The organism is Streptomyces sp. NPDC088915 (assembly GCF_044749825.1).
GTDB lineage: Bacteria > Actinomycetota > Actinomycetes > Streptomycetales > Streptomycetaceae > Streptomyces.
On the sequence record NZ_JBIVIR010000010.1, the window covers coordinates 91,796 to 106,007 of the forward strand.

General features: G+C 71.3%; 13 protein-coding genes and 1 tRNA gene. 11 read left to right on the top strand and 3 right to left on the bottom strand.

Annotation, left to right across the window (positions count from 1 at the left end):
* Positions 1 to 3: 3 nt before the first annotated feature.
* Entirely contained in the window at positions 4 to 1,002 is a 999-nt protein-coding gene (locus ACIP5O_RS19495) for an SMI1/KNR4 family protein (protein ID WP_401294859.1), read from the bottom strand.
* A 272-nt stretch (positions 1,003 to 1,274) separates the two neighbouring features.
* On the opposite strand from ACIP5O_RS19495, the gene ACIP5O_RS19500 reads away from it, so the two are divergent.
* Both ACIP5O_RS19500 and ACIP5O_RS19505 read left to right on the top strand, forming a co-directional pair.
* A complete protein-coding gene (locus tag ACIP5O_RS19500; RefSeq protein ID WP_401294861.1) occupies positions 1,275 to 1,787 on the top strand; it encodes a YwqJ-related putative deaminase in 513 nt (170 codons plus the stop codon).
* Positions 1,788 to 1,796: 9 nt separating this feature from the next.
* Complete coding sequence (locus ACIP5O_RS19505) at positions 1,797 to 2,285, top strand: SUKH-3 domain-containing protein (RefSeq protein WP_401294863.1); 489 nt, start codon at positions 1,797 to 1,799, stop codon at positions 2,283 to 2,285.
* 15 nt (positions 2,286 to 2,300) lie between these two features.
* Here ACIP5O_RS19505 and ACIP5O_RS19510 read toward each other — a convergent pair whose 3' ends face one another.
* Positions 2,301 to 3,620, bottom strand: a complete 1,320-nt coding sequence (locus ACIP5O_RS19510; protein WP_401294865.1) for a sensor histidine kinase — start codon at positions 3,618 to 3,620, stop codon at positions 2,301 to 2,303.
* Positions 3,621 to 3,749: 129 nt separating this feature from the next.
* On the opposite strand from ACIP5O_RS19510, the gene ACIP5O_RS19515 reads away from it, so the two are divergent.
* From ACIP5O_RS19515 to ACIP5O_RS19545, 7 genes are all read left to right on the top strand, one after another.
* Positions 3,750 to 4,622, top strand: coding sequence for a hypothetical protein (locus ACIP5O_RS19515; RefSeq protein WP_401294867.1), 873 nt, complete (start codon positions 3,750 to 3,752; stop codon positions 4,620 to 4,622).
* 6 nt (positions 4,623 to 4,628) lie between these two features.
* A tRNA-Gln gene (locus ACIP5O_RS19520) sits at positions 4,629 to 4,699 on the top strand.
* A 109-nt stretch (positions 4,700 to 4,808) separates the two neighbouring features.
* Positions 4,809 to 6,257 (top strand): bifunctional UDP-N-acetylglucosamine diphosphorylase/glucosamine-1-phosphate N-acetyltransferase GlmU, encoded by a 1,449-nt coding sequence (gene glmU / locus ACIP5O_RS19525; RefSeq protein WP_401294869.1) that lies wholly within the window; start codon positions 4,809 to 4,811, stop codon positions 6,255 to 6,257.
* A 121-nt stretch (positions 6,258 to 6,378) separates the two neighbouring features.
* On the top strand, positions 6,379 to 7,353 hold the full coding sequence (locus tag ACIP5O_RS19530; RefSeq protein WP_365545013.1) for a ribose-phosphate diphosphokinase: 975 nt from the start codon (positions 6,379 to 6,381) through the stop codon (positions 7,351 to 7,353).
* Between the two features lie 244 nt (positions 7,354 to 7,597).
* Entirely contained in the window at positions 7,598 to 8,218 is a 621-nt protein-coding gene (locus tag ACIP5O_RS19535) for a 50S ribosomal protein L25/general stress protein Ctc (protein ID WP_401294871.1), read from the top strand.
* A gap of 111 nt (positions 8,219 to 8,329) precedes the next feature.
* Positions 8,330 to 8,926, top strand: a complete 597-nt coding sequence (gene pth / locus ACIP5O_RS19540; RefSeq protein WP_401294873.1) for an aminoacyl-tRNA hydrolase — start codon at positions 8,330 to 8,332, stop codon at positions 8,924 to 8,926.
* A 59-nt stretch (positions 8,927 to 8,985) separates the two neighbouring features.
* Complete coding sequence (locus ACIP5O_RS19545) at positions 8,986 to 9,429, top strand: hypothetical protein (RefSeq protein WP_401294874.1); 444 nt, start codon at positions 8,986 to 8,988, stop codon at positions 9,427 to 9,429.
* 71 nt (positions 9,430 to 9,500) lie between these two features.
* Here ACIP5O_RS19545 and ppc read toward each other — a convergent pair whose 3' ends face one another.
* Positions 9,501 to 12,230: a phosphoenolpyruvate carboxylase gene (gene ppc / locus ACIP5O_RS19550; RefSeq protein ID WP_401294876.1), complete on the bottom strand. Its 2,730-nt coding sequence runs from the start codon at positions 12,228 to 12,230 to the stop codon at positions 9,501 to 9,503.
* A 253-nt stretch (positions 12,231 to 12,483) separates the two neighbouring features.
* Between ppc and ACIP5O_RS19555 the strand changes: the two genes are divergently transcribed.
* Positions 12,484 to 13,476: an acyl-CoA desaturase gene (locus tag ACIP5O_RS19555; protein ID WP_401294878.1), complete on the top strand. Its 993-nt coding sequence runs from the start codon at positions 12,484 to 12,486 to the stop codon at positions 13,474 to 13,476.
* Positions 13,476 to 14,165, top strand: coding sequence for a TetR/AcrR family transcriptional regulator (locus ACIP5O_RS19560; protein WP_366377239.1), 690 nt, complete (start codon positions 13,476 to 13,478; stop codon positions 14,163 to 14,165). The genes ACIP5O_RS19555 and ACIP5O_RS19560 overlap by 1 nt, the downstream gene beginning before the upstream one ends.
* The last annotated feature ends 47 nt before the right edge of the window (positions 14,166 to 14,212 follow it).

A 14,212-nucleotide genomic window follows, 5' to 3' on the forward strand; every position in this document is an offset into this window, starting at 1 on the left:
AGCTCACTCCCCCACCGGGACCACGGGCACGGCGCGCGCGAAGCCGCCGTCCACCATCAGGTTCGCCACCGTCTCCAGCTCCGGCGGATTGCCCGCCAGACGCTGGAGGAACGCGTCGAAGTCCGCACCGCACGGCAGCAGCAACCGCTCCACCCGCTCGTTCACCGACCAGCCCGCCGCCACCTCACCGGCGTCCCGCGCGTCGTCGTACGCGCAGAACCACACCGAACCGACCGCACTCCCCCGCACCTTCAGCGCGACCAGACCGCCCTGCACGAACGCGACGCCCAGATAGTCCTTCGTCAGGTGGTCCCGCAGGCACTTGTTCACGTACACGAGGTCGTTGATCCCGGCCTCCTCCCGCACCGTGAAGAACGGCTGGTCCACCAGGAGCCCCAGCTCCGCGTCCAGCGCCGCCCCCACCGGAGCACACCCGCCCGCCGCCCTCAGGAACGAGCGGTACGCCCCCGGAAGCCGGTACCCCAGGTCCTCCTCGACGCCCTGGAGCTGCTGCTCCGACACCGACACCCGGCCCTTCGGCAACCCGAAGTGCGCCGGCCGCGTCTCCTGCAACGGACGCGTCCCCCGCTTCGCCTGGTCCACGGCCGCCGTCGCCACCCCGCCGTGGTGCCGCAGCAACGCCTTCACCTCGACCGGCACCAGCTCCATCCGGCGACTGTGCGCCACGTGGTGCCAGGTCCAGCCGTGCGGCGTCGCCACCGCCGGAATCGTGTCCCACAGCTCGTGACCGGTCGCGGCCATCGCCGCGTTCGCCGACACGTAGTCCGTGAGCCGCAGCTCGTCGACGCCGAAGCCCTCCGGCGGATCCGCGATCTCCGCCGCCGCGCGCGCGTACGGCGAGAAATCCGGATAACCGCGCCCGTCCACCCGCACCCCCCTGGGATGCCGGGAAGCACGGACCGGATCCGGGAAGTGCACGACCTGCCCGGCGTAGGCCGCGTTCGGTGGCGCGGTGTCCTGGCCGAGCCGACCTGTCGTCATGGCGGTTGCCCCCTGCATGGCGTCGCTGACTGCTGCTACCGACAGCCGGACCGCTGACCGCCGCCGACTGATGCCGCACAGCCTATGCGCTGCCACAAGAGGCCGAACCGGCCCGATCCGACGGTGACCAAACGTCACGACCCCATGACAGGCACACCATGATTCCGACACACCGACGACGCCTTACGCCGCCCCAGCTTCCCCATATGGCTCCCTATTTGGCAGGCTGTCCCCGCAACTCGGGGGAATTGCAGGAGGGGAAGACCAGCACCATGCACGCAGCACCGACGCCCACACAGGGTGACCCACGCCTCAACTGGAGCAGCAGCGCCGAGGCCGGCCGCGCACCCTTACTGCGTCACCGCCGCGACGGAATCCTCCCCACCGTGGGCGCCGCCCTCTCCGTACGCGGCGAGACCCTCACCGGCACCGCGGGCCGCGGCGACCGCCCGCCCGCCCTCCACCCGCTCGTCCAGGACTTCCTGGACACCCTCACCAGCGGCCAGCGGGAACGGTTCACCGGACGATGTCCCGAGGCCATCCTGCTCTCCCGCCACCTCGCCGCCACCGAGGGCGGACGCTCCAAACGCGCCCAGCGCAAACCGCTCACCCACGGCGAGGCCCGCCGCTCCCTCAAGCACGCCAAGCTCACCGCACGGCACATCCGCGAGGACGGCGACCCGCTGCACGGAAGCTACGCACCGCCCTGCCGCTCCTGCACGGCGATGCTCGCCCACTTCGGCGTCCGCGCCGTCGACCCCACCACACCCGTCGAGAACGGCTGACCGCACCCCATGCCCGACCACAGCACCACCCGGTTCCCGGTCAACGTCGACGCCGCCCTCCGCGAGGCCGGCTGGCAGCCCGGCCGCTGGGACATCAAACGCGCCGAGGAGTGGGCCGACGCCCTGCGCGCCCACGTCTCCCCCGCCGGCCACCGGCACAACGTCTTCCCCGCCGTCGTCGAGGCCTGGGCGGAGTTCGGCGGCCTGCGCGTCACCGCGCCCGGCCACGGCCGGCAGATAGCGCCCGCCGCCGTCCGCTTCGACCCCCTCGCCGGCCTCCACCTCTCCCGCACCCTCGCGGACCTCGGCCGCGCCCTGGAGACCGAACTCGCCCCCCTCGGAGAGGAGGGCGACCACCAGGCGGTCCTCGCCATGGACGCCGAAGGCCGCGTCTACAGCCTCGACCACGCGGGCGACTGGTACCTCGGCAAGGACATCGACGCGGCCCTCTCGACCCTGATCACCGGAGCACAGCCGACACGCCTGACGGCGGGGTAGGGCGCACGAGGGCCCCTAAGCCCCGGCGGCTTCAAGGCCGGAGGCGGCCGGCAGCACCGCCGACACCTTGAAACCGCCCGCGTCCGTCGGACCGGACACGAACGCGCCGCCCAGCCGCGACACCCGCTCCCGCATCCCCACGAGCCCGTTGCCCCCGCTCGGCAGACCCGCGTCGGCGGCCCCCGCGTCCGACGGACACGGACCGTTCTCCACCTGCATCGCGACCTCCGACCCCCGGTGCGCCAGACGCACCACGACCTCGGCGCCCACCGCGTGCTTGTGGACGTTGGTCAGGGCCTCCTGCACCACCCGGTACGCCGTCCGCTCCACCTCCGGCGGATACGCGCGCACCTCCCCCATCACCACCAGCTCCACGACCGTCCCCGCGAGCCGCGACTGCTCGCACAGCGCCTCCAGGGCGTCCAGACACGGCCCGTCCTCGGCCGCGGCCTCCGCGGCGGCGGCGGCCGCCCGCCCGACCGCGGCCAGCGGCACCGGCGCGGGGGCGGCGGGCACGGCCCCCTCCCGCAGCACGCCCAGCATCTCCCGCAGCTCCGTCAGCGCCTGCCGGCCCATGTCACCGACGAGCGCCGCGTTCTTCACGGCCTTCTGCGGGTCCTTCAGGGCCACCGCCTGGAGCGCGGCCGCGTGCACCACCATCAGCGACACCCGGTGCGCCACCACGTCGTGCATCTCGCGCGCGATCCGGGTCCGCTCCTCCTGCCGCGCCCACTGGGCCTGCTGTTCGGCCCGGTCCGCGAGGAGCGACAGCTCCTGCTCCAGGCTGTCGGCCCGCTCCCGCAGGCTCTCCATGAGCCGGCGGCGGGCCCCTATGTAGAGGCCGAGGAGCAGCGGCGGCGCGTTGAGCCCGAGGGTCAGCAGGAGCGCCATGCCCGGCACGTACCACGTGCTCGTCTCCAGCTCGGCCCGGGCGATGTCCTGCCGCAACGAGACCACCGTCACGATGAACACCGCCGTCGTCGACATCCCGGCCAGGACGACCGTGATCCGGCGCGGCACGTCGGAGGCGGCGAGCGTGTAGAGACCGACGATCCCCATCAGGAAGCCCATCTCGGCGGGCGCGACGGCGATCGACACGAGGACGACGGCGATGGGCCAGCGGCGGCGCACGACGAGCACGGAGCCGACGAGCAGTCCGAACACCACGCCCAGCGGCACGGGCAGCACGGCCTTCTCCGCGAACCCGACCCCTTCGAGCCCGCACTCCAGTGCGGACACGACCCCGAGCCCCACGTCGAGAACGGCGCTCCGCCGTCTCCCCCACCACCGGCCCCCGACGCCCGCGGCGTCCCGGTCTGCCCCCGTTACGGTCATGCCCACCACCCTACGGGCGCCCCCGCCCCCGCCACGCCTCCCGTCAACGCTGCGCACACCAGTCCCTCGAACTGTTGAATCGTCAGAGTTTTCGACCCGGACGTCCGGATTCCGGACGACGGTGTTCGTATGACATCCGCCACGAGCAAGTACGCGGACTTCGAGAACCTGCGCGAGCAGGCGATCGCCCTCCGCCGCGAGGGCCTCAGCCGCCGCCAGATCCGGGACCGCCTCCACGTCGACAACAACGACCTCCTCAACCGCCTCCTCGAAGGCGAGCCCCCGCCGGAGTGGACCAGGCGCCCGAACGCCAAGGACGACCTGCGCACCCGCGCCCGCGAGCTGCGCCTGGAGGGCTGGACGTACGACCGGATCCAGGTCGAACTGGGCTGCTCGAAGAGCTCGATCTCGCTATGGGTCCGGGACCTGCCGAAGCCGGAACGGAAACGGTCCCCGGAGGAGGCGTCCGCGATCGCCCGGCGGGGCTGGGAGGCGACCCTGCGGCGGCGCGAGGAGGAACGGGAGGCCACCAAGCGCACGGCCGCCGAGGAGACCGGAGCCCTGTCGGAGCGTGAGCTCTTCCTGCTGGGCGTGGGGCTCTACTGGGCGGAGGGCTCGAAGGACAAGCCGTACGACCGCCGGGAACGCGTGGTGTTCGTGAACAGCGACCCCGGCATGATCCGGGTCTTCACCGCCTGGCTCGACCTCCTCGGGGTCGAGCCCGAGCGCCGGAGGTACTGCGTGATGATCCACGAGACCGCCGACGCGGCCGAGGCCGAGCGGTACTGGGGCGACCTCGTCGGCGCCGACCCCTCCGCCTTCAACAAGACGACCGTCAAGCGCCACAACCCCCGGACCAACCGGAAGAACGTGGACGTCGGCTATCACGGCTGCCTCGTGATCCAAATCCTGGGGAGCGTCGATCTGTACCGTCGCATCGAAGGCGCCTGGTACGGCATAGTAGGGGCGGCTACCGCACCCGATCACAAGAATCGGACATAGCGGTAATCCCGGGTCGTCTAAGGGCAAGACGGGAGATTTTGGTTCTCCATATGGGGGTTCGAGTCCTCCCCCGGGAGCCCACAGGTTCGGGTCCTGACCTCCACGGTCAGGACCCGCGCTCATGTCCGCCCCACGACCCCCCGGTATCCTTCGTGCGTCCACCACCCAAAGCCGAAGGGCATTCCCGTGAGCGCCAACAGCCCGGCAGCCGTCGTCGTCCTCGCAGCGGGTGAGGGCACCCGCATGAAGTCGAAGACCCCCAAGGTCCTGCACGAGATCGCCGGGCGTTCGCTCGTCGGGCACGTCGTGTCCGCGGCCCGGGAGCTGGAGCCCGAGCACCTCGTCGTGGTCGTCGGGCACGCCCGGGAGCAGGTGCGGGGGCACCTGGAGGAGCACTACGCCGGCACCCGCACCGCCGTCCAGGAGGAGCAGAACGGCACCGGGCACGCGGTGCGCATGGCCCTGGAGGAGCTGGGCGAGGCGCCCGAGGGGACCGTCGTGGTCGTCTGCGGCGACACCCCGCTGCTCTCCGGCGGGACCCTGCGCGCCCTGGCGGACACCCACGCGGCCGACGGCAACGCCGTCACCGTGCTGAGCGCCGAGGTCCCCGACTCCACCGGGTACGGGCGGATCGTGCGGGACGCGGCGACCGGCGCGGTGACGGAGATCGTCGAGCACAAGGACGCCTCCGACGAGCAGCGCGCGATCAGGGAGATCAACTCCGGCGTCTTCGCGTTCGACGGGAAGCTGCTCGCCGAGGCCCTGGGCCAGGTGCGGACGGACAACAGCCAGGGCGAGGAGTACCTCACCGACGTGCTGTCGATCCTGCGCGAGGCGGGTCACCGGGTGGGCGCCTCCGTGGCCGCCGACCACCGCGAGATCCTGGGGATCAACAACCGGGTGCAGCTGGCGGAGGCCCGCGGCCTGCTGAACCGGCGGCTCCTGGAGCGCGCGATGCTGGCCGGCGTGACGGTCGTCGACCCGGCGTCGGTGTTCGTGGACGTGACGGTGACCTTCGAGCCGGACGCGGTACTCCTGCCGGGTACGCAGCTCCTCGGTGCCACGCACGTCGGCGAGGACGCCGTGGTGGGCCCGAACACGCGCCTGAAGGACACCGTCGTCGGCGCGGGCGCCCGGGTGGACAACACGGTGGCGGATTCGGCCACGGTGGGCGCGGGCGCCTCGGTGGGCCCGTACGCGTACCTGCGTCCGGGGACGAACCTGGGCGCGAAGGCCAAGGCGGGTACGTACGTCGAGATGAAGAACGCGACGATCGGCGAGGGCACCAAGGTGCCCCACCTGTCGTACGTGGGTGACGCGACGATCGGCGAGTACACGAACATCGGCGCGGCGAGCGTCTTCGTGAACTACGACGGCGAGGCGAAGCACCACACCACGATCGGGTCCCACTGCAAGACGGGCTCGGACAACATGTTTGTGGCTCCGGTCACGATCGGGGACGGTGCCTACACGGCGGCCGGGTCCGTGATCACGAAGGACGTGCCGGCCGGTGCGCTGGCCGTGGCCCGGGGCCAGCAGCGGAATATCGAGGGTTGGGTCGCCCGGAAGCGGCCCGGCAGCGCTGCCGCGCAGGCCGCTCAGGTCGGCTCGGAGGGGTCCGCGGTCGAAAGCTGACCGGAAACAGGTGCGTCGAACTCGGCGTACCGTGATACGTGCACACAAATTCGGCTGGTTCGCTCACGCGCACGGGAGCGCGGGGATCGCGGCCAGGGAACACGTCTGAGGAGACAGTGCTGTGACCGGGATCAAGACGACCGGCGAGAAGAAGCTGATGCTCTTCTCCGGCCGCGCCCACCCCGAGCTGGCCGAGGAGGTGGCGTACCAGTTGGGCGTCGGCCTCGTTCCCACCAAGGCGTTCGACTTCGCCAACGGTGAGATCTACGTCCGCTTCCAGGAGTCGGCCCGTGGTGCGGACTGCTTCCTGATCCAGAGCCACACGGCTCCGATCAACAAGTGGATCATGGAGCAGTTGATCATGATCGATGCTCTGAAGCGGGCCTCGGCCCGGAGCATCACCGTGATCATCCCGTCGTACGGCTACGCCCGTCAGGACAAGAAGCACCGCGGTCGCGAGCCGATCTCGGCGCGTCTGGTGGCGGACCTGCTGAAGACGGCGGGTGCGCACCGGATCCTGACCGTGGACCTGCACACGGACCAGATCCAGGGCTTCTTCGACGGTCCGGTGGACCACCTGTCGGCGCTGCCGGTGCTCGCGGACTACGTGGGTGCGAAGGTGGACCGTTCGAAGCTGACGATCGTCTCCCCGGACGCGGGCCGCGTGCGGGTCGCCGACCGCTGGTGCGACCGTCTGGACGCGCCGCTCGCGATCGTGCACAAGCGGCGCGACAAGGACGTCGCGAACCAGGTGACGGTGCACGAGGTCGTCGGTGACGTGAAGGGCCGTGTGTGCGTCCTGGTGGACGACATGGTCGACACGGGCGGCACGATCTGCGCGGCGGCGGACGCCCTGTTCGCGCACGGTGCCGAGGACGTGATCGTGACGGCGACGCACGGCATCCTGTCGGGTCCGGCGGCCGATCGTCTGAAGAACTCGAAGGTGAGCGAGTTCGTGTTCACGGACACGCTGCCGGTTCCGGGTGCCCTGGAGCTGGACAAGATCACGGTGCTTTCGATCGCGCCGACGATCGCGCGCGCGGTGCGCGAGGTGTTCGAGGACGGTTCGGTGACGAGCCTCTTCGAGGAGCACTGAGCCTCGGAGAAGCAGAAGTGGTGGAAGGGCCGTTTCCCCTTGGGGAGGCGGCCCTTTCCCGTGCTCCCGCTGATCCATTTGGGCGGTTCGGGGGCGGCGGGTAGACTGCCGGGGTTGCTCGGCGAGGGAGGCCGTGCCCGTTGAGGGTCACGGCGGTCCGTTATCGACGCGCTCTTCGTAGCAGGCCATCGCCAGTCGTGGCCGGGTGACTTCGTCTTCCGTCACCTTCTACGAGGAGTGCCACATGTCCGAGGTCAAGATCGCCGCCTCCGTCCGTTCGGAGTTCGGCAAGGGCGCCGCCCGCAAGATCCGCCGTGACAACAAGGTTCCCGTCGTCCTCTACGGCCACGGCACGGACCCGGTCCACCTGACCCTCCCGGGCCACGAGCTGCTGCTCGCCCTGCGTACGCCGAACGTCCTGCTCGCGCTCGACATCGACGGCAAGGGCCAGGAGCTGGCGATCCCGAAGGCCGTGCAGCGCGACCCGCTGAAGGGCTTCCTGGAGCACGTCGACCTGATCCTGGTGAAGCGCGGCGAGAAGGTCACCGTCGAGGTTCCGGTCCAGGCCGAGGGCGAGCTGGCCGCCGGTGGCAACCTGCTGGAGCACGTGCTGAACACGCTCTCCGTCGAGGCCGAGGCCACCCACCTGCCCGAGTCCTTCTCGGTCTCCGTCGAGGGCCTGGAGGCCGGTGCCTCCGTCCTCGCCAAGGACATCGAGCTGCCGAAGGGCACCACCCTGGTGACCGACGCCGACGCCGTCGTCCTGCAGGTCCTGGCCGCGCAGGCCGAGGAGCCGGCCGCCGAGGGCACCGAGGCCGCCGAGGGCGAGGCCGTCGAGGCCGCCGCCGAGGGCGACGAGGCCTGAGCCGTAGGCTCTGCCTGACGTGACGGGGTGACGGGCCGTGCGGCCCGTCACCCCGTTTCTCCTGTACGGGTACGGATGTACGGGTTACGGATACGAGGAGACCTGACGCACATGACGGACGACGCCAACGCCCCCTGGCTGATCGTCGGCCTCGGCAACCCGGGGCCGGAGTACGCGGCCAACCGCCACAACATCGGCTTCATGGTCGTGGACCTGCTCGCGGAGCGGATGCGCGGCTCGTTCAAGCGGGCGCAGAAGGCGCAGGCGCAGGTCGTGGAGGGCCGGATGGGTCCGCCCGGGCCTGCGAGCCGCCGGGTGGTCCTGGCGAAGCCGATGTCGTACATGAACCTGTCGGGCGGTCCGGTGACGGCGCTGCGCGACTTCTACAAGGTGCCGACGGCGCGCGTGGTGGCGGTCCACGACGAGCTGGACGTCGATTACGGGGTGCTGCGGCTGAAGCTGGGCGGCGGGGACAACGGGCACAACGGTCTGAAGTCGATGACGAAGGCGATGGGGGCCGACTACCACCGGGTGCGGTGCGGGATCGGGCGTCCGCCGGGCCGGATGCAGGTGGCGGACTTCGTCCTGAAGGACTTCTCGTCGACGGAGCGCAAGGACCTGGACTGGTTCGTGGACCGGGCGGCGGACGCGGTGGAGTGTCTGGTGGCGGAGGGTCTGGAGCGGGCGCAGTCGGCGTACAACTCCTGAGGCCGGCGTACGACTCCTGAGGCCTGCCATACGGACGTACGACTGTACGATCGCGGGTCATGACGCACGTCCGTAACGCCGCCATGGTCCTGGTCGCCCTGCTCCTCGTCGTCGCGGGCGTGTGGGCCTCGTGGGCCTCGGCCCAGCACGTGCTGCTGGGCAAGGGGCGCGAGCACGGGACGCTGACGGTGACGGCCTGCGGCGAGGACGCGTGCAGCGGGCGTTACGTCCCGGGGGTGCCGGGCTCGGAGCGCCGGACGCTGTCGATAGGGCGTTCGGTGGCGGCGGGGCCGGGGATGACGATTCCGGTGGTGGTGAAGCCGGGTACGGACGAGGGCGTGCGGACGGGCTGGGGCGGCGGGTTGCACGCCTGGCTGCCGTTGGGCGGGGCGCTGCTGCTCGCGGCGCCGCTGGTGGGCGGGGGGCTGCGGCTGCCGCGGACGGCGTGGTCGCTCGCGGGGCTCGGCGCGGGGCTGCTGGTGGCGACGTTCTTCGCGCTCTGAGCCGTACGTACGGGGAAGCCCCCGTCGGGATCTCTCCCGGCGGGGGCTTCGCCGTGTCCGTGCGGGTGGGGTCAGCCGGTGTTGCGGAGGCCGGCGGCCACGCCGTTGACGGTGAGGAGCAGGGCCCGGGCGAGGAGCGGGTCCGGGTCCTCGCCGCGTTCGGCGGCGGCGCGCTGGCGGGCGAGGAGGGCGACCTGGAGGTAGGAGATCGGGTCCAGGTAGGCGTCGCGGATGGCGAAGGTCTGCTGGAGGACCGGGTTGGAGTCCAGGAGCTTCTCGCCGCCGGTGACCTTGAGGACCTCGGCGACGGTCAGCTCGTGCTCGGCCTCGATGGCGTCGAAGACGTGCTTGAGGTCGTCGGGGACCAGGGTGTCGACGTAGTGGCGGGCGATGCGCAGGTCGGTCTTCGCGAGCGTCATCTCCACGTTGGAGAGGAAGTTGCGGAAGAAGTGCCAGTGCTCGTACATCTCGCCGAGGACGGGGTCGAGTCCGGCCTCGCGCAGGGCCTTGAGGCCGGAGCCGACGCCGAACCAGCCGGGGACGATCTGGCGGGACTGGGTCCAGCCGAAGACCCAGGGGATGGCGCGGAGTCCGTCGAGGGAGACGCCGGAGCCGGGGCGGCGGGAGGGCCGTGAGCCCAGGTGCAGGTCGGCGAGCTGGTCGACGGGGGTGGAGGCGAGGAAGTACGCCGGCAGGCCGGGGTCCTCGACGAGCTTGCGGTAGGCGGTGTGGGCGGCGTCGGAGACGGTGTCCATGGCCGCGTCCCAGCGGGCGAGGGCCTCGTCGGACTGGCGCGGCGCGGTGTGCAGGGCGGAGGCCTGCAGGGTGGCGGCGACGGTCAGTTCGAGGTTCTCGCGGGCGAGGGACGGGATGAGGTACTTGTCGGAGATGACCTCGCCCTGTTCGGTGACCTTGATCTCGCCCTCCAGGGTGCCCCAGGGCTGGGCGAGGATCGCGTCGTGGGAGGGGCCGCCGCCGCGGCCGACGGTGCCGCCGCGGCCGTGGAAGAGGCGGAGGCGGACGCCGTAGCGGTGGGCGACGTCGCGCAGGCGCCGCTGGGCGCGGTGGATCTCCCACTGGGAGGTGGTGATGCCGCCGAACTTGGAGGAGTCGGAGTAGCCGAGCATGACCTCCTGGACGTCGCCGCGGAGGGAGACGAGGCGCCGGTAGGAGGGGTCGGCGAGCATGGCGTCGAGGATGACGTCGGCGGCCTTGAGCTCGTCGGTGGTCTCCAGGAGCGGCACGATGCCGATCTTGGCCCAGCCGGCGTGCAGGTCGATCAGGCCGGCCTCGCGGGCGAGGACGGCGGCGGCGAAGACGTCGTCGGCGCCCTGGCACATCGAGATGATGTAGGACTCGATGACCTCGGGGCCGAAGCGCTCGAAGGCTTCCTTGACGGTGTGGAAGACGCCGAGGGTCTTCTGTCCGGGGGCGTCGAGGGGGGCCGGGGTGGGGGCGAGGGGGCGGCGGGAGCGCAGCTCCTTGGCGAGGAGCTTCTGCCGGTAGTCGCGGGGCATGTCGGCGTACCGCCAGGACTCCTCGCCGAGGCGGTCGAAGAGCTGGCCGAGGGCGTGGTGGTGGGCCTCGGCGTGCTCGCGGACGTCCATGGTGGCGAGCTGGAGGCCGAAGGCGGAGAGGGTGCGGATGACCCGGTCCATGCGCCCGTCGGCGAAGAGCGCGCCGCGGTGTTCGCGCAGCGAGGTCTGGATGAGGGTGAGGTCGTCGATCAGCTCGGCGGTGCCGAGGTAGTCGCGGCCCTCCTGGTGGGCGGTGCCGGTGGCGAGGCGCTCGCGGGTGTTGACGAGCTTCTGCCGGACGCAGGTGGCCTTGAGGCGGTAGGGCTCCTCGGCGTTGAGGCGCTTGTAGCGGGGGCTGATCTCCGGGAGGAGGTCGAGGTCGCGCCGGAGGGAGTCCAGGAGTTCCGGGGTGGCTCCGGTGTAGCGGATGGAGTTGGAGAGGAGTCCGCGGAGGAAGTCGACCAGTTCGAGGGCGTCGGTGATGCCGTGCTCGTGCTGGAGGATCAGGATGTCGCGGGTGACCTGGGGGGTGACGTTGGGGTTGCCGTCGCGGTCGCCGCCGATCCAGGTGCCGAAGGTGAGGGGGCGGGTGCCGGGGGGCAGCTCGACGCCGACGCGCTCCAGTTCGGCGGCGAGGTCCTCCAGGACGTCGCCGACGGCGCCCGCGTGCAGCTCGTCGAGGTAGTAGATGGCGTTGCGGGCCTCGTCGGCGGGCTCGGGGCGGACCACCCGGAGTTCGTCGGTCTGCCAGATGAGGTCGATGTTCTCGGCGAGGCGCAGGTCGGTGCGGCGCCGGTCGGTCTGGCTGACCGGGGTCTCCAGGAGGGCGGCGATCCGGCGCAGCTTGTTGAGGACGGAGCGGCGGGCGGCCTCGGTGGGGTGTGCGGTGAAGACGGGTCGCACGTTGAGGTTCTTGACGGTCTCGCGGACGTGCTCGGGGTCGCCGTCCTTGAGCATGTCGACGGTGCGGGCGAGGAGGCCGCCCTCGGCGGCGCGCCTCTCGCGCAGTTCGCGGCCGCGGTGGACCTGTTCGGTGACGTTCGCGAGGTGGAAGTAGGTGGAGAAGGCGCGTACGAGCTTGGCGGCCGTCTCGAGTTCGACGCCGCGGAGCAGCTCGGCGGCGGCCTCTCCGTCCTCGCGGGTGAGGCCGCGGACGCGCTCGACGAGGTCGAGGAGTTCGTGGCCCTCCTGCCGGACGAGGGTCTCGCCCAGGAGATCGCCCAGTCGGCGGATGTCGGCGCGCAGCTCGGCGCTGGCGGTGGGGGTCTGGTCGGCACTGCTCACAGGTGCGGGCTCCTTGCAGTGTTTGAGCACGTCTGGAGGTGTTCTGGAGGCTTGCGGACCGCGCTGTCCGACGCACCAAGGATAGGTGGCCGTCCCTCCGGTGGCGGCCGGGCCCCTCTTGTGCCCACTTGCCGCGCGCCAGGACGCTGCCATACTTACGGAAGCGTAGGTTACGGAGCCGTAGCCACGGGACCGTCCACGTGCGCGTTTCCGCGCGCTTCACCCCTTCTGCCCTCATCCCCCAGGGAGACCCATGACCATGAGCCCCGAGATGACCTCGGCGCCCGAGGCGCCGGACGGACCGGACGGCGCCGGGGCGCTGCCCTTCGCCACGCTGGGCGGTGACCGGAAGGGGTCGGCCGAGCAGATCGCCCTGACGCTGTTCATCGTGGTGCCGTTCGTGGCGCTGCTCGCGGCGGTGCCGCTGGCGTGGGGGTGGGGGGTGAGCTGGCTGGACCTCGGTCTGATGGTGGCGATGTACTTCATCGGCTGCCACGGGATCACGATCGGTTTCCACCGGTACTTCACGCACGGTTCGTTCAAGGCGAAGCGGCCGCTGCGGATCGCGCTGGCGGTCATGGGGTCGCTGGCGGTGGAGGGGCCGCTGGTGCGCTGGGTGGCGGACCACCGCAAGCACCACAGGTTCTCGGACGCGGAGGGCGACCCGCATTCGCCGTGGCGGTTCGGGGAGACGGTTCCGGCGCTGATGAAGGGCCTGTGGTGGGCGCACATCGGCTGGATGTTCGACGAGGAGCGGACGCCGCAGCACAAGTACGCGCCCGATCTGATCAAGGATCCGGCGCTGCGGGCGATCTCGCGCCAGTTCGTGCTGTGGACGGTGGTGTCGCTCGCGATCCCGCCGCTGGTGGGCGGTCTGGTGACGTGGTCGTGGTGGGGCGCGTTCACGGCGTTCTTCTGGGGTTCGCTGGTGCGGGTGGCACTGCTGCACCACGTGACGTGGTCGATCAACTCGATCTGTCACGCGGTGGGCAAGCGTCCGTTCAAGTCGCGCGACCGTTCGGGGAACGTGTGGTGGCTGGCGGTCCTGTCCTGCGGGGAGTCGTGGCACAACCTGCACCACGCGGACCCGACGTCGGCGCGGCACGGGGTGCTGCGCGGGCAGGTCGACTCCAGTGCGCGGCTGATCCGCTGGTTCGAGAAGGCGGGCTGGGCGTACGACGTGCGCTGGCCGGCGAAGTCCCGCGTCGAAGCCCGCCGCCGGGGCGTGTCCGCAGACGCGGCATGATGGAAGACGTGGCGATCGAGGGCAGGACGGGCGGCAGTGGCGGCAGCGGCGGAGAGCAGAAGCCCCGGCGCGGGCGCCGGGTGCGGATGACGGGCGCGGAGCGCCGGGAGCAGTTGCTCGACATCGGCCGCACGCTGTTCGCCGCGAAGGGCTTCGAGGGCACGTCGGTGGAGGAGATCGCGGCGAAGGCCGGGGTCTCCAAGCCGGTGGTGTACGAGCACTTCGGGGGCAAGGAGGGGCTGTACGCGGTGGTGGTCGACCGGGAGATGCGCCAGCTCCTGGACGGGGTGACGGGGGCGCTGACGGCGGGGCATCCGCGGGAGCTCCTGGAGCAGGCGGCGTTCGCGCTGCTCGACTACATCGAGAACTACACGGACGGTTTCCGGATCCTGGTCCGGGATTCGCCGGTGGCGCAGTCGACGGGCACGTTCGCGTCGTTGATCAGTGACATCGCCACGCAGGTGGAGGACATCCTGGGCCTGGAGTTCAAGGCGCGGGGGTTCGATCCGAAGCTGGCGCCGCTGTACGCGCAGGCGCTGGTGGGCAGCGTGGCCCTGACGGGCCAGTGGTGGCTGGACGTGCGCCGTCCGAAGAAGGCGGAGGTGGCGGCGCACCTGGTGAACCTGGCGTGGCACGGTCTGGACGGGCTGGAGCAGAAGCCGCGGCTGATAGGGCACCGGAAGAGCTGACGGGTCGCGGCGGGCTGTAAGGGACCGGAGGCCGCGGCGGGCCGGGG